The 25589-nt window shown below is 71.1% G+C and carries 19 protein-coding genes; 6 read left to right on the top strand and 13 right to left on the bottom strand.

Annotation, left to right across the window (positions count from 1 at the left end):
• Positions 1 to 19 precede the first annotated feature (19 nt).
• The 4 genes from I4Q42_RS03610 to I4Q42_RS03595 form a co-directional block, all read right to left on the bottom strand.
• Entirely contained in the window at positions 20 to 1495 is a 1476-nt protein-coding gene (locus tag I4Q42_RS03610; protein WP_198574700.1) for a carboxylesterase/lipase family protein, read from the bottom strand.
• Positions 1496 to 1520: 25 nt separating this feature from the next.
• Positions 1521 to 2447 (bottom strand): ROK family protein, encoded by a 927-nt coding sequence (locus tag I4Q42_RS03605; protein WP_198574699.1) that lies wholly within the window; start codon positions 2445 to 2447, stop codon positions 1521 to 1523.
• A 113-nt stretch (positions 2448 to 2560) separates the two neighbouring features.
• Entirely contained in the window at positions 2561 to 3751 is a 1191-nt protein-coding gene (locus tag I4Q42_RS03600) for a glycoside hydrolase family 27 protein (protein WP_198574698.1), read from the bottom strand.
• A 311-nt stretch (positions 3752 to 4062) separates the two neighbouring features.
• Positions 4063 to 6063: a TonB-dependent receptor gene (locus I4Q42_RS03595; RefSeq protein ID WP_198574697.1), complete on the bottom strand. Its 2001-nt coding sequence runs from the start codon at positions 6061 to 6063 to the stop codon at positions 4063 to 4065.
• A 189-nt stretch (positions 6064 to 6252) separates the two neighbouring features.
• Between I4Q42_RS03595 and I4Q42_RS03590 the strand changes: the two genes are divergently transcribed.
• Positions 6253 to 8283: a phytase gene (locus tag I4Q42_RS03590; protein ID WP_198574696.1), complete on the top strand. Its 2031-nt coding sequence runs from the start codon at positions 6253 to 6255 to the stop codon at positions 8281 to 8283.
• A gap of 915 nt (positions 8284 to 9198) precedes the next feature.
• Here I4Q42_RS03590 and I4Q42_RS03585 read toward each other — a convergent pair.
• Positions 9199 to 10371, bottom strand: a complete 1173-nt coding sequence (locus tag I4Q42_RS03585; protein WP_198574695.1) for a TetR/AcrR family transcriptional regulator — start codon at positions 10369 to 10371, stop codon at positions 9199 to 9201.
• Positions 10372 to 10596: 225 nt separating this feature from the next.
• Between I4Q42_RS03585 and I4Q42_RS03580 the strand changes: the two genes are divergently transcribed.
• The 3 genes from I4Q42_RS03580 to I4Q42_RS03570 all read left to right on the top strand — a co-directional run bounded on the left by I4Q42_RS03580 (position 10597) and on the right by I4Q42_RS03570 (position 17167).
• Positions 10597 to 13440 (top strand): TonB-dependent receptor, encoded by a 2844-nt coding sequence (locus I4Q42_RS03580; protein ID WP_198574694.1) that lies wholly within the window; start codon positions 10597 to 10599, stop codon positions 13438 to 13440.
• 17 nt (positions 13441 to 13457) lie between these two features.
• Positions 13458 to 14570 carry a tyrosine-protein phosphatase gene (locus I4Q42_RS03575; RefSeq protein ID WP_198574693.1) on the top strand — a complete coding sequence of 371 codons (1113 nt, stop codon included), beginning with the start codon at positions 13458 to 13460 and terminating at the stop codon, positions 14568 to 14570.
• A gap of 116 nt (positions 14571 to 14686) precedes the next feature.
• Positions 14687 to 17167 (top strand): glycosyl hydrolase 115 family protein, encoded by a 2481-nt coding sequence (locus I4Q42_RS03570; protein ID WP_198574692.1) that lies wholly within the window; start codon positions 14687 to 14689, stop codon positions 17165 to 17167.
• A gap of 149 nt (positions 17168 to 17316) precedes the next feature.
• Here I4Q42_RS03570 and I4Q42_RS03565 read toward each other — a convergent pair whose 3' ends face one another.
• The 8 genes from I4Q42_RS03565 to I4Q42_RS03530 form a co-directional block, all read right to left on the bottom strand.
• On the bottom strand, positions 17317 to 18828 hold the full coding sequence (locus tag I4Q42_RS03565) for an adenosine deaminase family protein (protein ID WP_198574691.1): 1512 nt from the start codon (positions 18826 to 18828) through the stop codon (positions 17317 to 17319).
• A 93-nt stretch (positions 18829 to 18921) separates the two neighbouring features.
• Positions 18922 to 19722 (bottom strand): DUF1521 domain-containing protein, encoded by an 801-nt coding sequence (locus I4Q42_RS03560; RefSeq protein ID WP_198574690.1) that lies wholly within the window; start codon positions 19720 to 19722, stop codon positions 18922 to 18924.
• Between the two features lie 248 nt (positions 19723 to 19970).
• On the bottom strand, positions 19971 to 20771 hold the full coding sequence (sctT, locus tag I4Q42_RS03555; protein WP_198574689.1) for a type III secretion system export apparatus subunit SctT: 801 nt from the start codon (positions 20769 to 20771) through the stop codon (positions 19971 to 19973).
• Positions 20768 to 21040 carry a type III secretion system export apparatus subunit SctS gene (sctS, locus tag I4Q42_RS03550; RefSeq protein ID WP_198574688.1) on the bottom strand — a complete coding sequence of 91 codons (273 nt, stop codon included), beginning with the start codon at positions 21038 to 21040 and terminating at the stop codon, positions 20768 to 20770. The genes sctT and sctS overlap by 4 nt, the downstream gene beginning before the upstream one ends.
• A gap of 13 nt (positions 21041 to 21053) precedes the next feature.
• Entirely contained in the window at positions 21054 to 21716 is a 663-nt protein-coding gene (gene sctR / locus I4Q42_RS03545) for a type III secretion system export apparatus subunit SctR (protein WP_198574687.1), read from the bottom strand.
• 6 nt (positions 21717 to 21722) lie between these two features.
• On the bottom strand, positions 21723 to 22727 hold the full coding sequence (locus tag I4Q42_RS03540) for a FliM/FliN family flagellar motor switch protein (protein WP_198574686.1): 1005 nt from the start codon (positions 22725 to 22727) through the stop codon (positions 21723 to 21725).
• Complete coding sequence (locus I4Q42_RS03535; protein ID WP_198574685.1) at positions 22724 to 23365, bottom strand: response regulator transcription factor; 642 nt, start codon at positions 23363 to 23365, stop codon at positions 22724 to 22726. The genes I4Q42_RS03540 and I4Q42_RS03535 overlap by 4 nt, the downstream gene beginning before the upstream one ends.
• Entirely contained in the window at positions 23362 to 24423 is a 1062-nt protein-coding gene (locus I4Q42_RS03530) for a sensor histidine kinase (RefSeq protein WP_198574684.1), read from the bottom strand. The genes I4Q42_RS03535 and I4Q42_RS03530 overlap by 4 nt, the downstream gene beginning before the upstream one ends.
• Positions 24424 to 24503: 80 nt before the next feature.
• Here I4Q42_RS03530 and I4Q42_RS03525 point away from each other — a divergent pair, with 80 nt between their 5' ends.
• Positions 24504 to 24734 (top strand): hypothetical protein, encoded by a 231-nt coding sequence (locus I4Q42_RS03525; protein ID WP_198574683.1) that lies wholly within the window; start codon positions 24504 to 24506, stop codon positions 24732 to 24734.
• Between the two features lie 15 nt (positions 24735 to 24749).
• Positions 24750 to 25418 (top strand): hypothetical protein, encoded by a 669-nt coding sequence (locus tag I4Q42_RS03520; protein ID WP_198574682.1) that lies wholly within the window; start codon positions 24750 to 24752, stop codon positions 25416 to 25418.
• Positions 25419 to 25589: the final 171 nt, after the last annotated feature.

The following is a 25589-nucleotide window of genomic DNA, read 5'->3' as shown; positions in this document are numbered from 1 at the left end:
CGCTTGTTGCTGATGGTCTCTAGGGTCTGGTCAGGAACCGGCAGGCCGGCTCGTCGCCCTGCGCCACTCTCGGCCCGTCGGGGGCGAAGACGAGGCGGGCGCCGTCCCAGGTCGGCCAGGGCGGCAGGCCGGGCGGGTTCGGATCGCCAGTGCGGGCGAAGGCGGCCCAATAGGCCTGGATTGGCGGACGGCCCTCGGCGGGCCGGTCGAAGACGAAGGCCAGTTCGGACCCGTGGTGGACCTGCCCCTCGCCCGGCGACGGCGTCGCCAGCTCGTAGCGCCAGACCTTGCCGCCGGCTTTCTCGCGCAAGGCGGCGACGGAGGCGGCCGGGCAGCGGAACATGCGGTCGGTGGCCAGTTGCAACACGGCGTCGCCGCGCACCGGATCGGCGGCCGGCGGAGGATCCTGGTCGAGGCCGTACACGGCCATAACCTGCGGCGCCCTCGCCCCGAAGGTCTCGGCGGTCCAGGCCCGGGCCTGTTTGGGATCACCGCCGAACAGGGCGATCTCGCGGGCGCTGGAGCCGACGATCATCGGCTTGATCGTCGGATCGGCCAGCAATTGCTCCGGCGCCTCGGGCAGCACCGCGCCGTCGACCACCGCCTGAGTCCAGATGAAGCCCTGGTCGTCGATCGGGGCTTTCAGGGTCTCGGCGGCCTTCAGCAGGTCCGCGCCAGAGACCTTGCGCAGGTCGGCCAGCGACCGAGCGTGGACGGCGCGCGCCAGCTGGCCGCCGATCGCCTCGTTTTGCTTCAGGCTGCGTGGCGCGAAGCCGAAGCCCGGCAGGCCGCTTTGCAGGATCCCCCGCGCGAACAGGCCCTTGGCCTGGGGCGCCAGCATTACCAGCCCCACGTCCTGGCCGCCAGCCGAGTGGCCGAACAGGGTGACGTTGGCCGGATCGCCGCCGAAGGCCTCGATATTGTCCTGCACCCAGCGCAGCGCCGCGATCAGGTCCATCAGGGCGTAGTTGCCCGAGGCCCCGCCCTGTTCCCGGGTCAGCCCCGGATGCGACAGGAAGCCGAACACGCCGAGCCGATACTGCACGCTGACCAGGATGACGCTCTGGTCGACCAGGCTCGACTCCACCGTGCCCGCGCCGGAGCCGGCGTGGTTGGCCCCGCCGTGGACCCAGACCATGACCGGCAGACGCGCGTCGGCCGCATGCTTGGGCGCGCGGATGTCGAGATAGAGGCAGTCCTCGCTGGACCGCGCCGCGTCGACGGCGTTCCAGCCGCGCGAGGTCTGAAGACAGGCTGGACCGGATTTCAGGGCCGGTCGATCTCCGGTCCAGGCAGCAGGAGCTTGCGGCGCCTTCCAGCGCAGATCGCCGACCGGTGGCCGGGCGAAGGGAACGCCGAGGAAGGCCGTGCTGGCGTCAGCGCGCTGCTCGCCGACCAGCACGCCGGCCTTGGTCGAGACCTGCACAGGCTCGGCGACGGCCTGAGCTGCCAGCGCTGTCAGAAGCGCCGCGAAAAGGAGGCGGGGCGTCCGCATGGCGCGCCCCCTCCTCCCCCTGCCGTCAGGCGGCGACATCGTTGGCCCAGTCGGCCTGGGTCCACAGCCGGGCCGCGCCGCGCACGCCCGAGGAGTCGCCCCAGCGCGCCTTGACGATGCGGCTCTCCCAGCGGTCGGTGAAGACGTGCGGGCCGACCAGGGCCGGCAGGCGGTCGTACAGCAGGTCGACGTTGGACATGCCGCCGCCCAGCACGAAGACGTCCGGATCGACGATGTCGGCGATCACCGCCAGGCCGCGCGACAGGCGGTCGAGATAGCGGTCGAGCGCGCCCGTGGCGACGGGATCGCCGGCCGTCGCCGCCTCGACGATGGCCGCGCCGTTCAGGTCGGCGGCCCCGCCGTGTTCGCGGAAGTCGCGGCCGAAACCCGTGCCCGAGATCCAGGTCTCCAGGCAGCCATGACGGCCGCACCAGCATTGCGGGCCGGGGCTTTCCTCGGCCTTGGGCCAGGGTAGCGGGATGTGGCCCCACTCGCCGGCCACGCCGTTGCCGCCGTCGACCAGCTTGCCGTCGACCACCAGGCCGCCGCCGCAGCCGGTGCCGATGATCACGGCGAAGGTCACCCGCGCCCCAGCGGCCGCGCCGTCGGTGGCCTCGGACAGGGCCAGGCAGTTGGCGTCATTGGCCAGGCGCACCGGTCGTTCGAGCGCGACCTCGAGGTCCTCGCGGAACCGGCGGCCGTTCAGATAGGTGGTGTTGGCGTTGCGCACGAGGCCGGTGCGCGGCGACACCGAGCCCGGCGCCCCGACGCCGATCGAGCCACGACCGCCGGCCGCCTGCTCGGTGCGGGCCACCAGGTCGCGGACCGCGGCCAGGGCCGAGTCGTAGTCGCCCGGCGTCGGCGTGCGGAGCGTCGACAGCACGCGACCGTCTGACGACAGGGCCGCCGCCTCGATCTTGGTTCCGCCGAAATCGATCCCGATCTGGATCACCCAACACTCCCTTGTCGCGGCGACCGCCCGCCGCTTTCGTCGCCGAGGCTTACCTTGCGTCCAGCGCCCGCGCCACAAATAAAAAAACGCTTTTTATTTATTCATGCCGCCGGTTACGGCGTTACCGTGACCATCACCACGCCGTGCGGCGCGACGTGCGCCGAATAGCCGCCCTTGCGTACGCCCAGGTCCTTGGCCGCCCACAGATCGCGCAGCTTGGCCGGCACGGTCGCCGGATAGTCGAGCATGGTCCAGTCGACGCGGATCGGCGCGGCGGTCTTGCCACGATTGAGCAGCACCACCGCCCGGCCGCCACCCTTCAGCGGGCGCGCCCAGACCTCAAGGTCGCCCTGCTTGGAGACCCGCCGGGCCTGCACACCGAGGGCGTCCTGGTCGATGGCGACGACCTCCTTGTTGGTCAGTATCGCCTTGGTGTCGGCGTCCATGTGGCCGATGTCGTTGCCGGCGATCAGCGGCGCGGCCAGCATGGCCCACAGGCTGAAGTGCGAGCGGTATTCCTCGGTGGTCATGCCGCCGTTACCGACCTCCAGCATGTCCGGATCGTTCCAGTGGCCCGGCTTGGCGAAGGGCTGGAGCTCGGCCTGCTTGTCGAGGATGTTGAGCATCCCCAGGCTGTAGTCCTTCACGCCCTCCCAGGCGTCGTAGATGTCGCCGGTGGTGCGCCAGAGGTTGCCGACCGAGGCGCCCCAAAGCCAGGGCTTGGAATGACCCCACTCGCAGATCGAGAAGACGATGTCGCGGCCCGTGGCCTGCAGGGCTGCCGACATGATGTAGTAGGACGATGGTGCGTCCTGGGTGCCGGCCATGCACCAGTCGTACTTCAGGTAGTCGACGCCCCAGGCCGCGTACTGGCGGGCGTCCTGGTACTCGAAGCCGCGGCTGCCGGGCCGGCCGGCGCAGGTCTTCAGGCCGGCGTCGGAATAGATGCCGAACTTCAGCCCCTTGGAGTGGATGTAGTCGCCCAGGGCCTTCATGCCGCTCGGGAAGCGCTTGGCGTCGGGCTGGATGTCGCCGCGCTCGTCGCGAGCGCCGTGCCAGCAGTCGTCGATGACCACGTACTCGTAGCCCGCGTCCTTCATGCCCGACGAGACCATGGCGTCGGCCATGCGCTTGATCAGGGTCTCGTCGACATTGCAGCCGAACTTGTTCCAGCTGTTCCAGCCCATCGGCGGGGTGCGCGCCAGGCCGTTGTCGGGCAGCGGCGGCGGCGGATCGTCGGCCAGGGCGGGCATCGCGGCGATCAGCAGGGCGGCGGCCGCCAGGGTCGAGACGAGGCGCTTCATGGGCTCACGCTGAATGAAGGGGAGGAAGAAAAAGCGGCCCGCCGATCCCTTGGCTCCCGCGTGCAGGATTCTTGGGAAAGGCGCGGGTGAACCGGCAGGCCGCGAGGCGACGAAGGCCTCAGTCGTTTCGGCGGGAAGAAAGGCTCGGTTCGGACGCGTCAGGGCTGTGCCTGAAATTCATGGTTCCCTCCCTGGTCCTGAATCACGGCGTCGAGGCCGTATCCGGATCGCTTGAAGGGCAGTCTTCACGGCGAAGTGCTCGCCGTCAATTGAATAAGTAAATTTGTTTTTTGTTTTGTGCGAGCCGGCCGTCAGCGGGCGTAGACAAGACCCAGGCGCAGGCTGCGCGGCGCGTCGTAGCTGGTGACCCCGTCGCCGGTGCGGCCGGTGGCGACCTCGGCGTCGATGGCGTTCCGCAAATCCAGCTCCAGGCGGGTCGAGCGGCTGATGACGTAGCGGGCCGACAGGTTCAGGGTCGTCGCCGCCGGCAAGCGCCGGGTGTTGAGGTCGTCGTCGAACCGCGCGCCTTCGTGGCGGGCGGCGAGGAAGAGGTCGAGGCGCGAGCTGGCCTTCCACTCCAGGCCGGCCGAGGCGGCCAGGCGCGGGGCCTGGGCCGGGCGCAGGCCGGTCAGCTGCGGGGCGTCCGCGCCGCCGTCGACCTCGGCGTCGGTGGCCATGACCGCGCCGGTCAGAACCCAGCGCTCGGACAGGTTGGCGCGGCCTTCCAGCTCCAGCCCGACGGCGTCGATGCGGCCGACGTTCCGGCGCTGGCGCAGCACGCCGCCGGCCGGGATGAAGCCCGCCGTCGGGAAGGTCCCCGGCCCCTGGCCGATCGTGACGTTGGCGACGGGATCCTCCAGCCTGTTGACGAACAGGGTGGCGGTCAGGCTGCCCGCCCCGCCCTCCAGGCCCCCGCCGGCTTCCAGGCCATAGAGCCGCTCGGGCTTGAGCGCGGAATTGGCCTCGGTGACGTCGTTGCCGACCCGGAACGGGCGGTGCAGCTCGTTGAGGCTGGGCGGGCGGAAGCCGGCATAGGCGGCGGCGCGCAGGAAGCCGGGGCCAAGATCGCGGCGCAGGCCGATGCGGCCCGTCGGCGTGGTCGTGCTGCGGCCGGCGAGATGCGCGTCGAGGGTCACCGCGCCGGTCTGGGCGTCGGTCTCGTGGCGGCGGGCGTCGAAGGCGCGCCAGGCGTCCAGGCGCAGGTCGCCGGTGACCAGCCAGGCCCCTTGCGTCCAGCTGGCGTCGGCATAGACCCCGGCCGTGGTCGTGCGGCCGCCGGCCTCGCGCAGGCGGGTGAACTGGCCCGACATGTAGCGGAAGCGCTCGTGGGTCTCGCCCTCGGCGGCGCGGACGTCGGCGCCCAGCTCCCATTCGACGAGGCCGCGCACGCCGCGCAGGGCGGCGTTGAAGCCGAGGCCATAGGCCGGGGTCTCGTACTGGTCGTTGGCGGGGGTCGTCGAGACGCGGCCCGTGGCGACGGCGACCGAGCGGTTCTGGAGGTCGCTGACCAGGCTCCAGGCCTGCAGCCGCCAGCCCTTGCGGCCTTCGGACGGGGCCTGAGCCAAGGTCAGGCTGGCCTGGGCGCCGCGGGTGCGGGCGTCGGCGCCGACCAGGCCCGAGCGGCGGTTCTCGTCATAGACGGCCAGGCGCGCGGCCATCGCCGGACCGGAGGTGAGACGGGCGTCGTAGCGCAGGGCGGCGGTCCAGGTCTGCATCGCCAGGGCCTCGTCGGCCGCGCCGCGCCCTTCGCGCACCGGGGTCCAGCCGCCGGAACGCTCGCCCGAGACGCTGGCCAGGAAACCGCCCTGTCCCGCCGTGACCGCCGCGCGGCGATAGCCCAGGCTCCCGGCCTCGACGCCCGCTTCGAGCACCGGCGCGCCGCCGTCGCGGCCGGTCAGGGCGACGACGCCGGTCAGGGCCCCCGCGCCATAGGCCTGAGCCCCGGCCCCGCGCACGATGCGGACGTCCTGGATGGTCTCGGACGGCAGGCCGCTCCAGATCACCCAGCCGCCGAACGGGTCGTTCTGCGGCACGCCGTCGAGGGTGACCAGCGCCCGGCCCGCGCCCGACGGGGCGATGGCGCGCAGCGACAGGCCCTGGGTCGTGGGATTGGCCGCCAGGCTGGAGGTGCGACGGAACAGCGAGACGCCGGGCGAGCGCGACAGCTGCTCGTCGAGGCGCGTCGAGCGGGCCCAGACCGGATCGGCCAGGGCGGTGATGGCGAAGGCCCCCTCCCCCGCCGACGGCGGCAGGCGCGCTCCGGTGACGATGACTTCCGAAACGGGCGCGGCCTCGAGGGGGACGTCGAACATGCAGGCTCCGAAACGGACGAGAGAGTCGGCGCAGCCTATCGATGCGTCGGCGCAAGGAAACGCCCGAGTGGCGGAAAGGCTCTGGTCGTCATCAATCCGTTTTGAAATCGTCGCATAAGCCCTCGCGCGCCGCTCTAGGCTGGCGACGTTCAGGCCCGACCAGGCCTTCACGACCCGGGGACCCGCAGAATGACCCATCTTCGTGCCAGCGCCGCAGTCGGCGTGCTCGCCTTCCTGCTGGGAACCGGATCGGCCCTGGCCCAGGCGCCCGCCGTCGCCCCCGTGGTCTCCACCGCCCCCACCGTCGAAGGCGGCGCCAACGGCGTGGCCCTGATCCGCAACCCGGCCGCGCCGGACAAGAGCCTGATCGCCGCCACCGGCGAAGGCGGCGGGCTGGAGTTCTACGGCCTCGACGGCCAGCGGGTCGGCGCGGTCGCCGGCGGCGAGGTCTATGGCGTCGACGTGCGCGAGCACGAGGGCAAGCCACTGCTGGCCCTGCTGGACCGCAAGGGCGGCCGCCTGCGCCTGGCGGCCTACGACTTCGCCAGCGGCCAGGCGGCCAATCTCGACGCCAAGCCGCTGACGCTGGACTATGCCGGCGAAGGCGTCTGCCTCTATCGCGGGGCCCGCGACCGCTCGCTCTACGCCTTCACCCTGGGCGTGGCCGGGCAGTTGGACCAGTGGCTGCTGTTCGCCACCGCCGACGGCAAGCTGGACGGCCGCATCGTGCGCCGCCTGCACCTGTCGTCCGAGGCCAAGTACTGCGTCGCCGACGACGCGACCGGCGCGCTCTACGTCGCCCAGGAGGCGGTGGGCATCTGGCGCTACGACGCCGATCCGGAGTCCGATCCGGTCCCGACCCTGATCGACGCCAACCGCCTGGGCCAGATCGCCGGCGAGGTGGCCGGCCTGGCCCTGGTCGACGGCGGCGACAGCGCCCGCTTCCTGGTGGCCGCCAACGCCACGGCCGGCGACTACGCCGTCTATGACCGCGCCAAGGACGACGCCTATGTCGGCGCCTTCGCGATCAAGGCCGGCGAACAGGCCGCCGTCGAAGGTCCTTCGGGCCTTTTCGCGACCCGCGCTCCCCTTGGCGCCTCTCTGCCGGCCGGGGCCCTGGTGGTCGCCGACGACCGCAAGGCCGGGGCCAACGCCAAGGTCGTGTCGTGGGCCGACATTGCCGCCGGGCTTAAGCTGGCGAGCGGCGACGCGGCCGGCTCCAAGCCCGCCGCCAGCTTCGCCACCGTGCGCCCGACAATGGAGACCCTGCCGGTCGATCACGACGGCGACGCGGCCGACGATCCGGCGATCTGGGCCAATCCCGCCGATCCGGCCAAGAGCGCCATCATCGCCACCGACAAGAAGGGCGGCCTGCTGGTCTACGACCTGGCCGGCAAGCCCCTGCAGTACCTGGCCGACGGCAAGATGAACAATGTCGACCTGCGCGCGGGCTTCAAGCTGGTCGGACGCGAGACGGTGCTGGTCACCGCCAGCGACCGCACCCACAAGTCGATCGCCATCTACACGCTGGACCCGGCGACCCGGCAGCTGACCTCGGTCGCCGACGGCGTCCAGGCCACGGGGCTGTCGGACCCCTACGGCCTTTGCATGTACCGCGGCCGCAAGGGCGCGACCTATGTGTTCATCAGCGATCCAGACGGCCTGGTGCGGCAGTGGAAGCTGGTGGCGCAGGCCAACGGCAAGGTCCGGGCCGTCCAAGTGCGCGACGTGAAATTCGACACCCAGACCGAGGGCTGCGTCGCCGACGACGAGACCGGCGCGCTGTACGTGGCCGAGGAAGACGTCGCCCTGTGGAAGCTGGGCGCCGAGCCGTCGGACAACCGCGCGCCCAAGGCCGTCGACCGGGTGGCCTCCAACCCGGCCCTGAAGGACGACCTGGAAGGGATCGGCCTTTACGCGCAGGCCGGCGGCAAGGGCTATCTGGTGCTCTCCAGCCAGGGCAACAACAGCTACGCCGTCTATCGCCGCGAGGGCGACAACGCCTATGTCGGCAGCTTCGCGGCGGTGGCCGACGGGGCCAAGGGCATCGACGGCATCTCCGAGACCGACGGCCTGGACGTCACCAGCGCCTCGCTCGGCGCAGGCCTGGAAGGCGGCGCCTTCGTCGCCCAGGACGGCCGCAACGTCTTCCCGCCGGAGCACCAGAACTTCAAGCTGGTGCCGTGGTCGGCGATCGCCGGGGCGTTGGGTCTCAAATGATCCTTCTCCCCTTGCGGGAGAAGGTGGCGACCGGTCGCAAGGAACCTCCCCCTGTGGGGGAGGCGATCGCGAAGCGATCGGTGGGGGGAGTTGGTGCGAGATTGGCCGACGCCTCGGAAGCTGAGAACGTCCCCCCACCGGCCTTCGGCCGCCTCCCCCACGGGGGGAGGTTCCTTAGACGCGCGACTTCTCATGCTCACGCGGTGAACCGCTGAGTTGATTGGAGAGGGCGCGGGGCGTCCGGGCGACGCCCGGAGGTGTGAGTTTTAAGTACCGTTTCGACGAAGCTCTGACGCCCCGCGCGATCGTTGAACCTCAGGCCGGGACGCGCGGGCCTCTTCCGCCCTGTGCCCCTTCCCCATGCAATGCGCCCCGTTTCTTGGCGGCCAGGCGTGCATGCGGCGCGGACCCTCGGACGGGCGGGAGGCCAATGTCGGCGGCCTCCCGATGGATGGGTTTACGTCCCCCATCCTCATTTAAGCCGTTCGGCCCTGCTCTCGCAGCTCCGGCGGCCCCGCTCGATCGCATCGTCGTCGCACGCTTCGGGCCGGATCCTTGCGCCCTCTCCCTGCGACGGGACAGCTGTGATTATGCCGGCGGTTTCGACGCGTCTGATCCAGGGGCGTGAGAAAGTTGTAGGACGTTGATCGGGCTGAGGTTTGTCGGACAGCCAACGGGGATCCAGCCTCGTCTGTCCCCGTCCGCCAACCCTAAACCCTAAAAACCCCCGCGAAAGCGGGGGCCCAGGTGTTTTATCGTCGAGCGCGGTGGGTGGCAGAAAAAGCCTGGGTCCCCGCTTTCGCGGGGATTTTACGGAGGAAGGATAGGGGATGGGACCGCGGGCGGCGTAACCCCTCACCCTCCCAGGCTATCGCCTGGGCCCCTCCCTCTCCCTCTGGGAGAGGGTCAGAAAACTCAAAGCCCGAAGATCCGGGCGCGGAGCAGGTCGCCTTGGGCGGTGAAGGCCGCGTCGCGGCGGTCGGGGTCGCCGAAGCGGTGGGTGGAAATCAGGCCGCCCATCAGGGTGGACCAGACCATGGCGTCCAGGCCGTCGGCGTCGTTGACGCCCTGGCGGCGGAGCATGCGCATCGAGGTGGCGCCGCGAGTGGCGCGGACGGCGGCGGCCAGCGGCAGCAGGGTCGGCTCGCGGGCGGCGGCCAGTTGCAGGGCGCCGAGCGCCCGGACCCGTTCGGAGAAACCGCCGGCCGGCGCCATGACGCTGGCCACACCGGCGACGCCGGCGTCCGCCGAGGCCAGGACCTCGGCGCGGACCTGGCGGTGCAGCTCGACCATCGCCGCCTCGACGAGGTCGGCCTTGGTGCGGAAGAAGTAGGTGGTGGCGGCCAGAGACACCCCGGCCCGGGCGGCGACGTCGCGCTGGGTCAGGCGATGGACGCCGCGCTCGGCGATGCCGGCGATGGCGGCCTCGACGATGCGCCGGGCGGTGTCGTTGGCGTGGGCGCGCTCGGGCAGGACCTCGTCGGGGGCCGGCCCCGCCGGGCAGGGCTCGATCTCGGCGCGCGACAGGCGCGCGCCCAGGCGCCGGAAGGCCGGGGCCAGCCACAGCAGGCGCTCGCCGGCGTCGGGCTCGACGTGCAGCAGGCCCAGCAGGCCCGACGCCAGGCCGGCCCAGCCGTCGGCGGCTTCCTGCGGCGCGCCCAGGGCCAGGGCCGTCTCGCGCCAGAAGGCGAACTCGGCCAGGCTGCCCTCCCCGGCGCCGGCGCGGAGTTCGGCGTCGCCGCCAACCTCGGCCTCGATCTCGAACTCGCCCAGCAGCACCAGGCCCAGGCGGCCTGTCTCCAGCCGTTCGGCGACCAGCAGGGTCAGGCGGTCGGCGAGGCTGGCCCAACGCGGGCCGCGATCCAGGCGCAGGGCCGCGCGCTGATCGGCGGCGTGAGCGACGGCCAGGGCCTGGATCCGTCGCAGGAAGCCGCCGCGATCGCCGAAATGATAGTTCACGGCCGAGGCCGCCGCGCCGGCGCGGGCGGCGGCGGTGCGCGCGGTCACGGCCCCGAGCCCGTCTTCCAGGGCGATGCGGAAACCCGCTTCGGCCAGTTGGGCGGCGGAATCTAGGTCGAGGACGGCCATGCCCGTGTGTGGCTGGACAAGCGTTCAAACGCAAGTCTGGACAAGCGTTCAAGTTGCGGGGCGACAAACGCACCCTCACCACGCCGAACGTCTGAAAATAGCCTTTAAAATCAGAGTAATTTCGCGATCTACAACAATCCGTCGCGGAAATTTCACGACAGCTTCACACGGTACATTCGTTCGAATTGCTATCCGCCCCCTCATCATTACCGAGGGGAGCCACCAATGATCCGCGCCAGCCGAGGGGCCGCCAGGGCCCTGCTGCTTTCGACCGCCGCCATCCTGACCCTGCCGGCCGCCGCCCACGCGGCCGACGCCGCCCAGCCCGCCGCCGCCGTGGCGCTGGCCATGGCCACTGGCCGGGTGATCGGCGTCGACGGGACCTATCTGGTCGCCGCCGAGGTGTCCGCGCCGCAGCTGGGCCTGCGCACCACCACCGACCGCGAAGGCCGCTTCACCCTGGCCCTGCCGGCCGGGCCGCAGAAGCTGGTCGTGCGCTATCCGGGCCTGGCCGACCGCAGCGTCGAGGCCGAGGCCGGCGCGGGGCCGATCGAGATCAGCTACGCCGACGACTCGGCGATCGAGGCCGTCATCGTCACCGGCCCGATCCTCGGCTCGCAGGCCGCGGCCATCGCCCAGCAGCGCGCCGCCGACAACATCATGAGCGTGATCGCCGCCGACGCCATCGGCCGCTTCCCCGACCAGTCGGCCGCCGCCGCCCTGTCGCGCGTGCCGGGCGTGGCCATCGAGCGCGACCAGGGCCAGGAGCGCTATGTCCAGCTGCGCGGCGCGCCCGAGCGCTGGACCGTGGTGTCGATCGACGGGATGAACGTGCTGGGCGCCGAGGAGCGGGTGTTCCGCTTCGACTCCGTGCCGGCCGTGGTCATCCAGACCATGGAGGTCAACAAGACCCTGACGCCGGACCAGCCGGCCGAGGCCCTGGCGGGCCGCATCAACATCGTCACCGCCTCGCCCTTCGACCGCGACGGCGGCCACGTCTCGGGCGACATCGGCTATGGCGAGATGGCCCTGGGCGATGGCCCGCAGCGCCAGGGCTCGATCCGCGGCAGCTGGTCGGACGATCGCTTCGGCGTGGTGATGGCCCTGGCCCACTATCGCCGCAACCAGACCACCGACAACCGCGAGATCACCTGGAACCGCGACGGCGACCTCAACACCGCCGACGACTTCAGCTTCCGTTCGTATCGCCTGGAGCGCGAGAACAACGCCGCCCAGCTGGGCCTGGAATATCGCCCCGAGAGCGGCGGCCGGATCTTCTTCAACACGCTGTATTCGGAGTTCATCGACCGCGAGCAGCGTAACCAGTACGACTTCCAGCTCTCGCGCGCCGGAACCCAGACCGCCGCCAACCGCGGCGCCGACAGCGGCTTCGTCGACGGCGCGGCCTATTCGTCGAGCTTCGAATACGGCCGCTACTACAGCGACACCTTCACCAACACCCTGGGCGGCGACCACAGCTGGGCCGACACCGACATCAAGTGGCGGCTGAACTACACCCACACCGACGCGGGCGCCTATCTGCCGCTGATCCAGCAGTATTTCGGCCGCCTGTCGCTGGTCTATAGCGGCGCGACCTCGGGCGTTCCGGACCTCGACCTCTATACGACCAACCGTTCGGGCACGACCTACAGCCGCGGGACGGCGCTGTCGGCCCTGCCGCAGACCGGCTCGCAGTACGACGTCTTCATCCCGATCGTCTATTCGACCGACACCGACGCCTGGACCGGCCAGCTGGATATCGCCCGCGACTGGACCTCGCTTGGCGCCGAGGCGACCTTCAAGGCCGGCGCCAAGCTGGACATGCGCAAGGCCAGCGGCAACACCTTCTCGGGCGTCGGCACGACCCCGGTGCTGCAGAGCCTGGCGGCCCAGACCGGCGGGACCTGGAGCGTCACGCCGCGCATCACCAACGCCCAGTGGACCAGCGACTTCGCCCGCGGCTGGGGCGTGACGCAGATCGACAACATCGGCCTGCGCGCCGATCTCGACGCCCTGCTGGCCAAGGCCACGGCGGCGGGCCTCTACAAGTCGTCCTCGGCCGTCCAGGCCTATGACCGCTTCGCCGTCGACGAGAACATCCTGTCGGCTTACGCCCAGAACAAGTGGACCCTGGGCAAGTGGGAAGTGCTGACCGGCCTGCGGGTCGAGAGCGCCGACATCGAGAGCCGCGGGGCCGTGATCAACGGTACGGTGCAGACGCCGCTGACCGTGCAGCAGAGCTACACCGACGTCTTCCCCAGCCTGCACGTCAACTACGAGGTCACCGACGACATCCAGGCCCGCTTCGCCCTGATCAGCGGCATCGCCCGGCCCTCGTTCGGCGAGATCCGCACCAGCGTGGCGGTCAACGACACCTCCGAGACGGTCACCGGCGGCAATCCGGACCTTAAGCCCGAGCGGGCCTTCGGCTTCGACACGGCGCTGGAATGGTACCTGCCGGGCGCGGGCCTGCTGTCGGCCTCGGCCTTCTATCGCCGCATCGACGACGTGCTCTACGACAGCAGCGCGCTGATCCGCGACGACCGCTACGACGTCGGCCTGCTGGACCGCACCGGCTACACCTACACCACCACGATGAACGGCTCGGACGGCAAGATGGCCGGCATCGAGTTCGCCTACATGCAGCAATGGCGGTTCCTGCCGGGTCCGCTGAGCGGCTTCGGCTTCCAGGGCAACCTGACCTTCCTGGACGGCGAATTCACCACGCCCGAGGGGATCAAGAGCGCCTTCCCGGGCCTGTCGGACCGGCTGCTGAACGCCTCGCTGTTCTACGAAAAGTACGGCCTGTCGGCGCGACTGTCCTACCAGTGGCGCAACGACTGGCTGGACGAGGCCAACATCGACGCCACCGACCAGACCTACTGGGCGGCCACCGAGCAGCTGGACCTGTCGCTGCGCTACCAGCTCCGCGACGGCATCACCGTCTATTTCGACGCCAGCAACCTCACTGACGAAGTGGGCCAACGCTACCAGGGCCACGCCAACCGTCCCGTCGAGACCGAGGGCGTCGGCCGTCGGTTCATGGGCGGCGTGCGCTTCAACTTCTGATCCGGGACGAGAAAACCATGATGATCCGCAATCTGCTGACGGCCGCCTGCGCGGCGGCCGTCCTCGCCGCCCCGGCCGTTCAGGCCCGCACCGCGCCGGCTCAGGTGACCGAGGCCTCGGTCGTGCTGAAGGACGGGACCTACCAGGTCGCCTGGAAGACCAGCCGCCCCGGCGCGCCGGTGGACCTCTATGTGTCGGGCTCGCCCAGCGCGCCGCTGAAGGCCATGCGCAAGCTGGCCGACAACGACACGGACGGCGCGGCGGCGGTGACCGCCGCCCAGGCCGGCGCGGCCCGCCCCTACTTCTATGTCGTGGCCGACGGGGCCAAGACCGGCCTGCGCGCCGCCACCCGCGTGGTGCCGCTGGAAGGCGCGGCCAATTTCCGCGACCTGGGCGGCTATGCGACGGCGAACGGCAAGCACGTGCGCTGGGGCCAGGTGTTCCGCTCCAACGGCCTGTCGGCCCTGACCGACGCCGACTACAAGACCGTCGGCGACCTGGACGTGCGCCTCGTCTGCGACCTGCGCACCGACCAGGAACGCAAGACCCAGCCCACCGTCTGGCGCGGCGGCAAGGCCGTGCCGGTGTTCCTGAACTCGCCCAAGGGCGCGCTGGACATGGACATGCGGGCCCTGTTCGGCGCCGGGCCGCCGAGCGCCGAGGCGGTGCGAGCCAACTTCATCGGCTTCTACAAGCTGATGCCGGACGCCTATGCCGACGAGTACCGGGCGATGTTCGACAAGCTGTTGGCGGGCGATGCGCCGATGCTGGTGCACTGCTCGGCCGGCAAGGACCGCACGGGCGTGGCCTCGGCCCTGATCCTCACCGCCCTGGGCGTGCCGCGCCCGACGGTGACCGCCGACTACGCGATGAGCGAGACCCTGCTCAACACCGCCGACGCCCGCCGGGCCATGGCGGCCGGCGCCAAGGCCGACGATCCGAACGCGGCGATGTTCGCCCGGCTGCCGCCGGAGATCACCCGCGTGCTGATGCGCACCGATCCGGCCTATGTCGAGGCGGCGCTGGAAGCGATCGAGCAGAAGTACGGCTCGGTCGAGGCCTATCTGGACAAGGTGCTGGGCGTCGACGCCAAGGACCTGGCGGCCCTGCGGGCGCGCTATCTCGAATAGCCATTCCCGCATGATGAGAATGGTGTTCAATTTGTGAGTAGCCAATCCTCCAGATCGCCCTATGGTCTGACCAATTCGACCAAGCTGCCTGACAGCTAAGCGATCTGGAGGACATCATGCGGCTGGCGTCGTTTCTCGTCGGTCTGGCGCTGGCCGTATTGGCCACCAGCGCCCAGGCGCAGTGGGTGGTCGACAAGGCCTCGCCCGACGCCTTTGCGATCGCCGGCGCCGAAATCCTCCATTCCGAAACCGACTTTCCCGTCGTGGGCCTGGCCGCCCAGGACCTGCGGGACGACCTGGCGGCCGTCACCGGCAAGCCCCCTCGCCTCTCGACCGGCGCGCCCTCGGGCAAGACCGCCATCGTCGTCGGCACGCTGGGCAGGAACCCGTTGATCGACGGCCTGGTGCGGGACGGCCGGCTGAAGGTCGGCGACCTTTCGGGCGCCTGGGAGAGCTTCGTCATCGCCGTGGTAGACAGGCCCGCCCCGGGCCTGGACAAGGCCCTGGTGATCGTCGGCTCGGACCGCCGGGGCGCGGCCTACGGCGTCTACGAACTCAGCCGCGCGGCCGGGGTCTCGCCCTGGACCTGGTGGGCCGACGTCAAGCCGCGCCGGCGCAAGGCGCTGTACGTCGCGGCCGACACCCGCCGCTTCGGCCCGCCGTCGGTGAAATACCGCGGGATCTTCATCAACGACGAGGACTGGGGCCTGCAGCCCTGGGCGGCCAAGACCTTCGATCCGGCCTATGGCGACATCGGCCCGAAGACCTACGAGAAGGTGTTCCAGCTGCTGCTGCGGCTGAAGGCCAACACCCTGTGGCCGGCCATGCACGAGGTGACCAAGCCGTTCAACGCCGATCCGACCAATGCGGCGCTGGCCGACCGCTGGGGGATCGTCATGGGCTCGTCCCACGCCGAGCCGATGCTGCGCAACAATGTCGGCGAGTGGAAGGCCGGTGCGCAGGCCTACAACTACGCGACCAACCGCCAGGGCGTGCTGGACTACTGGCGCGAGCGGACCAAGGCCAACGGCGGCTATGAGAACATCTACACCCTGGGCATGAGGGGCATCCACGACTCCGGCATGGTCGGCGGCGGCGACATCGACGGCCAGCGGGCGCTGCTGGAGACGATCTTCGCCGACCAGCGCGGCCTGATCGCCGACCATGTCAGCCCCAAGGTCGAGACCGTCCCGCAGGCCTTCACCGCCTACAAGGAGGTGCTGGACGTCTATCGCTCGGGACTGAAGGTGCCCGACGACGTGACCCTGGTCTGGCCGGACGACAATTTCGGCTACATCCGCCAGCTGCCCAACGCCGAGGAGCGCAAGCGGTCGGGCGGCTCGGGCGTCTATTATCACCTGTCCTACCTCGGCGCGCCGCTGTCGCACCTGTGGCTGTCGACCACCCCGCCGGCCCTGGTGATCGAGGAGATGGGCCGGGCCTGGGACCTGGGCGCCCGCAAGCTGTGGATCGTCAATGTCGGCGACATCAAGCCGGCGGAGCTGGAGACCCAGCTGTTCCTCGACATGGCCTGGGACGTGGAGCGCGTGCGCGCCCAGGGCGCCGACGGCTATGTGGAGCAGTTCGCCAGCGACGCCTTCGGCCCCGACCGCAAGGCGGCGATCGCCGAGATTCTGGCCGCGCACCACCAGCTGAACTTCGAACGCAAGCCCGAGCATTTGCAGTGGTTCTGGGGCAAGGGCGCGACGCCGCGCTCGAGCCCGCTGTCGGTGGAGCAGGCGGATGCGCGGCTGGCGCGGTTCGACGCCCTGACCGCCAAGCTGGACGGCGAGACCGCCCGGATCCCGGCCGACCGGCGCGACGCCTGGTTCGAGTTGGTGCAGTATCCGGTGCGGGCGGCGGCGGCGGCCAACCACCGGGTCTTCGACGCCGAGGCCTTCGACCGGCTGGTCGGCGAGCGGCCCGACGAGGCCCGCCGCCGCGCTGCCAAGGCCCGGGCGGCCGACGCCGAGGTCGCCGCCCTCACCCGCCGGTTCAACGACGAGGTCGCCGGCGGCAAGTGGCGCGGGATCATGGCGGTGGAGCCGGCCGACGGCCAGTGGACCTCGTTCCGGCAAAGGCCGTTCGTCGCCCCGGCCGCCGATGCGACGGCGACGCGCCTGACGCCCTCCCCGCCGGCCGACACGGACGTCATCGTGGTCGAGGCCGAGACGGTGCGCGGCGATGGCTGGCGCAGGCTGAACGGCTTGGGGCGCGGCGGGGCGGTGATGGTGGCGGGCATGGTGACCGAGCCGTCGCGGACCTTGGCCGAGCCCGGGCCTGGGCTCCGCTACGCGGTGACCCTGCCGGCCGGCGCCTGGTCGCTGGACCTGGACCTGCTGCCGACCTTCCCGCTGAACGGCGAGACGGCGCTGCGGCTGGCGGTGTCGGCGGACGACGCCCCGCCGATCGAGGTCGCCGCCCAGCGCAAGGTCGGCGACAAGGCCTGGGCCGAGGGGGTGCTAGACGGCCGCCTGCAGGTGGCGACGGGCCTGACGCTGTGCGGCGGCAAGCGGACGGTGCGAGTGGCGCGGCTGGATTCGGGCGTGGCGCTGGATGCGCTGGTGCTGCGGCCGGTGGCGGGCGGGTGTCGCTGATAGTTCAGTAGCCCCCTTTCCAGAGGTCATCGCCCGCTTCATGCGGGCGACCCAAGCCGACTGAGCCACATACTGACATGGCGCTTGGGTCGCCCGGACAAGCCGGGCGATGACTTCTGATAATTGGAACCTAGCCCTCTGGGAGAGGGTCAGTGCGTGGCTTCGAACGCTTCGAAATCGCGCTCCAGCTTCCACTGCAGCGACGCTTTGGGGTTCGCGCCCAGGAAGGCCTCGCAGGCCTTTCCGGCCTTGGCGCATTCGGGCGCGCCGCGCAGGCTGCGTCCCGGCACGAAGGCGTATTCCAGGCTGTCGCGGGCGATGGCCTTGAGGTCGCGGTAGGTCAGGCCCTGTTCGGTCGCGGCGCGCAGATATTCGTTGGTCAGGTCGATGCGCGAGACGCCTTCGTCATCGGTGGACAGCACCACCGGCACGCCGGCCTTGCGGTAGAGGTGCAGCGGGTGGTCGGCGCCCTTGACGCCCAGGATGACGTCGTTGCTGGTCAGGTTGATCTCGACGGCGACCTTGTCGCGGGCCATGCGCCCCAGCAGGTCGCGCGCGTCGTCTTCGTAGGCGATGTCGACGCCGTGGCCGATGCGGGCCGCGCCGGCGACCTCGACCGCCTCGCGGACGTGGAACCTCAGCTCGCGCGGCGGCACGAGGCCCAGGGTCAGCTCGCCTGCGTGCAGCGACAGCTTCACCTTCGGATAGCGGGCGTGCAGGAAGGCCAGCATCCGCATGTGCAGCCGGTAGTCGGCCAGGGCGGTCGGGTTGTCTTCCGGGGCGACGATATTGACCCCGACGAAGCGCGGGTCGGCGTCGGCCAGGGCGAAGGCGGCGGTCAGCTGGGCGAAGACCACCTGCGGCGCCTGCACCCGCACGGCGAAGGCCTGATAGCCGAGCACGACGGCGCAGGCCCCCATGCGCGGCTTCTGGGCGTGGCAGCCCTGGCGGCGATCGGCCTCGGCCTCGGCGGCGTCCATCTGGTCGCGGACCTTGGCGGTCAAAGCCGGGATGCCCGGCTCCAGGGCGGCGAAGGCCTTGGCCAGGTCGCCGTCCCACGCCTCGCCGCGAACCTTGGACACCAGGTCGTAGACGGCCGACGGGTTCACCGAGGTCTCGACATAGCCGACACGGTCGCCGGCCGCATATTCGCGGACCACCGCCAGCATGGCCGGCAGGTTGTTCTCGGTCACCGCCCCAAAGCGGCCGAAGGTCGAGAAGAACTGGTCGTGGCCGGAGGCCTGGGCCCCGTCGGCGCCGGGGTTGTAGTTGAGCATCGACAGCGAGTTGACCGCCCGGGCGTAGAGGCCCGGATCGGCCTTGGAGAGGCCCCGCGCCGGCTTGCGGCCGGGGGCGTCGCACGGCCCGCTCGCCAGGGCCGGCTGGACGTCGGTGGTCACGCACAGGCCGTCGGCGTCGGCCCAGGCCAGGAAGTCCTCGGCGTAGGGCGTGCCGGACAGGTGGTTGTGCAGGTCGCCGCCCTTGGGCATGGCCCGCAGGAACAGGCGCAGGGCGGCGCGGTCCTTGAGCGCCGCGTCGAAGGCGGCCGAGGTCCGCGCCTCGGGCGAAGCAGCCGGCGGCGCGGCCAAGGCGGGCGAGAGCGTCAACAGCCCGGCCGCCCCGATCAAAGCTCCCGCCAGCCACTTCGTTCGCGCGCGCATCGTCCGCCCCCAGATCCGTTCCCCTACCGACGATGATTTGCGGCGTTTGGCAAATCACGGGCGGCGGAGGACGGACCGGTGGACGCGCGCCGCCTAGAGCGCCAGCAGCGGGAAGCGATCGGCCGGCTCGGCGCTCGCCGAGGCCTCGGCCTGGGCCGAGACGCCCGCGCCCAGCAGCCAGGCCGTCAGGAACAGGCCCAGGCCCGCGCCGAAGGTCTCCAGGGCCTCGCGCAGCGGCTCGGCGCCGGGCTTGGTCAGGTTGAAGTCGGCCTGGCCGACGGCCTCGCCGGTGAGGCTGCTGGTCCAGCCGCTGGAAGCGGCGTCGTTCTCGTGGATCACCAGGCCGTCGTCATGGGCCGCGTCCAGGGCGTAGCCGTCGCCGCCCAGCGAGACCGACAGGTCGCCCTTGGTCTGCTCGCTGACCCCGTCGATGACCAGGGCCTGGTCGCCGCGCGTGACCACCACCTGCTCGGCATAGGTCATGTTGTTCCAGCTGGAGGTCTCGGTGTTGATGGTGATCTTCGTGCCATTCTCGAGCTGCAGGGTGGTCGTGCCCCAGAAGTCGCCGATGTGCCGGCCGTTGTAGCTGACGTGGGGGTCGCCCCAGACGCGGGTGGCGTTGCCGTCGGCGTCGCGGACGACGATCTCGGAACTCGCCTCGTTGATCGACAGGGTGTAGCCGTCGCCGATGTCGACCTCGGCCTTGCCGGCCTCGGGCATTGTAGCGGTGAATTTCGGCTGGGCGGGCGCGGCCTGGAACAGGCCGGCGACCAGGGCGCCGAGGGTGAACTGCATGGTCCCGAAGGCGCCCAGGGACTTGCCCAGCTCGGCGCCGACGCCGGCCAGCAGCGCCGCGTTGACGGCCGTGCTCAAGGACCCGTTGATGGTGGTCATCGCTCCTACCCCTGTCATCTCTCGACGCCGCCGCTCGCGGCCTGGGAGGAAAGGTGGCGCCGAGCGGGGCCGCGGAGATAGCTGGGGCGTACCCCATCAGGGAAAACCCTAGGTCCGTGGTCCTTCTCCCCTTGCGGGAGAAGGTGGCGGCCGAAGGCCGACGGATGAGGGGTCGCGCGGACGGTTCTGAGAGACCCCTCACCCGACCTCGCTCCGCGAGGCCACCCTCTCCCGCAAGGGGAGAGGGATCAGGGCTTCCCGTCCAGCGCCCGCAGCACTTGCAGGATCGTCGCCGGGCGGACGCCGATCTCGTTGAGGAGCAGTTGGACGAGGCCCGTCAGCATGGCCAGGACCACCGCCGTGGCGATCCACGACTTGATGGCCAGGCCGAGCGAGAAGACGTTGAGCTGCGGGGCGTAGCGGTTGACTAGGCCAAGGCCGGCGTCGACCAGGTAGAGCACCACCAGGGCCGGGGTGGCCAGCATCACCGCCATCACCATCAGCCGCGAGAACTCGCCCTCGAACAGCGACAGGCTGCGCAGGGAAAGCACCGGGGTCAGGCTGCCGATCGGCCAGATCGCATAGCTGTCGAGGATCACCCCGACCATCAGCAGCAGGCCGCCGGAGAACATGAAGACGAAGTTGGCCAGGCGACCGAGGAATTCGCCGGTCAGCGAGGTCTGGTGGCCGCTGAGCGGATCGACTACCTGGGCCATGGTCGCCCCGACCTTGGCGTCGATGATCTGGCCGGCCGCCTCCAGGGCCCACAGCATGGTCCCGAAGAAGAAGCCGATGACCAGGCCGACCAGGGCCTCCTTGCCGAAGATCAGGATCCACTGGACCGTCGGCAGCTGCATCTGGGCGACCTGCGGCTGCAGGGTGATGACGATGATCCCGAAGGCCAGGAAGATCGAGTTGCGCACCAGGGCCGGCACCGTCTCGGGCGACAAGAGCGGCAGCAGCATGAAGGCGGCCGCCACCCGGGTCGCGCCGACGGCGAGCACCATGGTGTTGGAGAAGATCGCGCCCAGCCAGTCGGGCGTGTTCATCGGCGGACCATGGCCGGGAACTCGGTGAACACCCGGTCGCCGAAGCGATAGAGCGTGCCGCCCAGCAGGCTGGCGGTGACGAAGATCGTCAGCACGATGGCGAAGAACTTGGCCGCGTACTGCAGGGTCTGCTCCTGCAGCTGGGTGGCCGACTGGACGACGGCGATCAGCAGCCCGACCAGCGAGGCGGCGACGATCGGCGGGGCCGAGAGGATCAGCACCAGCCACAGGGCCTGGTTCACCAGCTCGATCGCCTGGGCGTTCATCATGGCGCGGTCCTCCTCAGGTGTAGGACAGCACGAGGCCGTGAGCGAGCTTCACCCAGCCGTCGATCAGCACGAACAGCAACAGCTTGAACGGCAGCGACACCGTGGTCGGCGACAGCATCATCATGCCCATGGCCAGCAGGATGTTGGAGATCACCAGGTCGATGATCAGGAACGGCAGGAAGATCAGGAAGCCGATCTGGAAGGCCGCCGCCAGCTCCGACACCGTGAAGGCCGGGACCACGACGATGAAGTCGCGCTGGGTCAGGACGCGGGCCTTTTCCGGGCCGTTGATGCGCTGGGCGGTCTTCAGGAAGAAGGCGCGCTCGCGGGCGGTCGAGTGCTTGATCAGGAACTCGCGCAGCGGCTCCTTGGCCTTGTCGGCATAGGTGAACAGGGCCTGGGTGTCGCTGCTGACGGCGGCCACGGGCTTCACGCCCTGGTTGGCGGCGGCCATCTGCTGGCCGACCGGATACATGACGTAGAGGGTCAGGATCAGGGCCAGGCCGTTGAGCACGATGTTGGGCGGCACCTGCTGCAGGCCCAGGGCGTTGCGCAGCAGGCTGAGGGTGACGACGATCTTGGTGAAAGAGGTGACCATCACCGCCACGAACGGCGCCAGCGCCAGCAGGATGACGGTTATGAGGGCCGAGCCGGGCGTGAATTGCGAGAGGTCCATCGGGGCTCAGGCCTCGCCGCCGACGGACTCGATCAGCACGCCGTAGGCCTCGCCGATGGGCACCAGCCGGCCGCGGGCGATGGGCCGGTCGCCGGCCAGCAGCACGGCGGGCGCGTCGGCGCCGGGACCGGTCAGCACGACGGTCGAGCCGGGGCGCAGTCCGGCCAGCTCCGACAGCGGCAGGCTGGCCTCGCCCAGCAGCACCTTCAGCGGCACCGGCAGGTCGGCGGGCGCGACCGGGGCGGCGTCGGCGGGGATGTCGTCCTTGGAGAGGTCATCGGACGCGGGCGAGACGGCGATGTCGAGCGGGGCCATGGGGCGCTCCTCGATGGCGTTGAGCGTGAACTGGCGAAGGGACAGGTCGAAGCGGCCGACCAGGCGGCGGTCGAACAGGGTGAGGCCGGCCAGGCCCGGGCGGGTCGCCGACCACGGGCCCAGCACGATGTCGCCGGGGCGCAGGGCCGCGGCGGTCTGGGCCGGCAGGTCGGGGCCGTCCAGCATCAGGGGACCAACGGCGGGGACGGCCAGGTGCGCGCCGAGCGCCCAGGGATCGAAGATCGGCTCGGGCCAGGCGCGGGCGACCTCCGGGTCCACCGCCAGGACGAGCCGGGTGAAGGGCGCGCCGTCCTGGGTCTGGGCGAGGATCGACAGGGCCAGCAGGCCTTCGGGGGCCTCGGGCTCGACGCCCAGGGGCGCGAGGCTCTCGGTGGTCGCCGCCTCGATGGCCGCCACGACCGGCTCGACGCGGTCGAGGCCGATCAGCAGCTCAGCGTCGTCGGCCGGGGCGAAGGGCGCGCCCGACAGCGCGCGGATCGCCAGGCGCAGGCTGGGGCCCGCCTCGCCGAACAGGATCCAGGGACCCGGACCCGGCTCGGCGTCGAGCGCGACACGGACCAGCAGGCCCGGTGCGCGCAGGGCGGCCAGCACGGCCAGGGCGTGGTTGCGGGCGACGACGGCGGCGAGGTCGGGCGAGGCCCCCTGCCCGGTCGCCGGATCGAGGGCGGCGCTCATGCGTCGCCGTCCACGCTGCCGGTGACGGCCATGCGCACCAGCCGCGTCAGGCTTGCGGCCTCCATCTTGGTCATGATCCGCGAGCGGTGCAGCTCGACGGTCTTGGGGCTGATGCCCAGCTCGTAGGCGATGACCTTGTTGACCTTGCCGGCCACCACCAGGGCCATGACCTCGCGCTCGCGCTCGGTCAGGCCGGCGAGGCGGCGGACATAGGCTTCCTGGCCCGGGCTCAGGGCCGGGCGGACCTGGGCGAAGGCGCGTTCGAGGGCGGCCTCGAGGGCGGCCTCCTGGAAGGGCTTTTCCAGGAAGGTGACCGCGCCCTTCTGCATGGCCTCGACCGCCAGGGGCACGTCGCCGTGGCCGGTCATGAAGATCACCGGCCGCTGGCAGCCGCGGGCCTTGAGGGCGTCGAGCAGCTCCAGCCCCGACATGTCGGGCATGCGCACGTCGAGCAGCAGGCAGGCGCCGGCCGGGGGCTCGCCGGCGTCGAGGAAGGCCCGGGCGCCGTCGAAGGCCTGGACCGCATAGCCCAGGCTCTCCAGCCACCAGGCGGCGGACTGGCGAAACTCGCCGTGGTCGTCGACCAGGCAGACAGCCCCTAAAGCGGCCGTATCGGATGGTGTCGAGGGGGTGGTCATGGCTCCTCCTGGCGCGCCGCGGGCAGCGCGATGTGGAATACGGTTCCCCCCTCGGGACCCGGGGCGTGCCAGAGGCGGCCCCGGTGCAGTTCGACGATCGAGCGACAGATCCCCAGGCCCACCCCCATGCCGCCGGGCTTGGTCGAGAAGAACGGCGAGAACATCCGGCCGGCGGCGTCCGCATCGACGCCGGGGCCGCTGTCGGCGACGGTCAGCGCGACCATGCGGTCGCTGCCGTCCATGGGCCGGGCGGCGATCGTCAGGCGACGCGGGCCGGACTGGCCGCGCATGGCGTCCAGGCCGTTGCGGGCCAGGTTGACCAGCACCTGCTGGATCATCACCGCGTCGCCCAGCACCGGCGGCAGGGCGTCGAAGCGGGCGCGGGCCGTGACCTTGTCGCGGGCGATCTCCCAGTCGAGCAGGTCGAGCGTGGCGCGGACCAGTCTGGGCAGGTCCAGCGGCTCGACCTGCGGCTGGCGCTGCTCGACGAAGGAGCGCATGCGCTGGATGACGCCCGAGGCGTAGAGCGCCTGCTCGGCGGCGCGGTCCAGGGCCTCGACGCCCTCTTCCTTCGACAGGGCGTCCCGCGACAGCCGGGCCTTGAGGCCGCGGGCGATATTGGCGATCGAGCCGATCGGCTGGTTCAGTTCGTGGGCGATCATGGTCGCCATCTCGCCGACCGACATCACGCGCGAGGTCAGCAGCAGGCGTTCGCGGTCGGCCAGGCGGCGGGCCTCGGCCTGCTGGCGCTCGGCGGCGCTGGCGAGGATCAGGTGCACGCGCCCCTCCCCGGCCGTCGCCCGGGCCTCGAAGGCCTGGCCGTCGAGCGCGACCGGGTGCAGGCCGCCCTCGCCGCGCCGCGCCGCCTCGACCGCCGCCAGCAGGCCGCCGGTCGGAGCGCGGCCGGGGGCGAGATCGGGCGTCAGCCGGGCGAAGGCGGCCGTGCGCCAGGCCAGGCGCGGCGCGGCGGCGTCCTCGAAGGCGGCGACGGCGAGGTCCAGCGCCTCCAGGGCCTGCGCCTCGGGCGACTGAGCCAGCAGGGCGGCCAGACCGGTCATGCGAGCCTCTCCCAGCCTAGGGAAAACCCGACTGGCGGCGGCGCGTTGATCTGCGTATCGAGAGACCGAAGGAGCTCGCCATGTCCGCCAGCCGCATCGACGCCCCGTCCGTTTCCGGCGTCTGGAGCCACGGTCTTTCGGGGATTTCCCCGGCCGGCGAGCCTTCGCGCGCCCAGGCTTTCGGCGACTTCTCCGGCTTCTCGCGCCACGACGGCCGCATCGGCCTGTCCGGTGCCGCCCGCGACCTGGACGGCGCCGCCCGCGCCGTGGCCGATCACCTGACCGACATCCGCGACAACGGCTTTTCCTGAGGCTAGCGTGCCGGCGTGACCGCCGATCGCATCCTCAAGTCCGAGCCCGACTGGTTCGGCGCCGCCCAGGCGCTGGTCGAGGGCCTGCGGGGCCAGGACAGCCTGGACCGCCGCGTCGACGTGCTGGAGCGCGTCTGCCTCGACCTGGGCGACGCGCTCTATCCCGGCTTCGCCAAGCTGCTGGCGGCGGTCGCCCATTTCGGCGAGCCGGAGGTCAAGGCGCTGGTCGCCGACACCCTGGCCCAGGCCCTGCTGACCGCCCGCCTGCCCGCCGCGCGGGTGCCGGCCTGGGGCGCGGGCGGCTTTTCCACCGCCTTTCCGGGCTTTGGCGGCGGCGGCCCGCTGCTGAGCAACAGCCGCAAGGTCGGTCCGCTGGAGTTCCTGTGCGTCTGGCTGGTGCGCGACATCGCCGACGCGCCGCTGGACGCCCAGGCCTTCGAGACGGCGGCGACCTATCTTCTGGATCTGGTCTCGGCCTCGCCCAAGGCGGCGGCTCTGTATGTCGACAAGCTGCGGGCCGACGCCGCCGACCCGACCGAAGGCCTGCACAACGCCCAGAGCCGCCGGCTGATCGAAATCCTGGCCGAGCGCTGGGCGGCCGGCGATCCGCCCGCCGAGGTCGCCCGCGCCGTGGCCCGCGCGGCGCAGGCCGATCGGGGGCGGTTCGGGCTGCCGTTTCGGTAGGGTGGGTTGGCCCGACGCGTAGTTGGAGCCGCTCCCTTTTCTTCCCGTCATTCCCGCCCTTGTGGCGGGAACCCCTCGTTCCGCTCGCAAGGGCAGTTCAAGCGGCGTGCTGAGCACGCCGCCCCATCCGCACCTGCGGCTGACAGAGGGGTTCCCGCCACAAGGGCGGGA

The sequence above is a fragment of the Caulobacter hibisci genome, assembly GCF_016135805.1.
Lineage (GTDB): Bacteria > Pseudomonadota > Alphaproteobacteria > Caulobacterales > Caulobacteraceae > Caulobacter > Caulobacter hibisci.
Note: the sequence above shows the minus strand (reverse complement) of the source record. Positions and strands in the feature narration are given on the sequence as shown.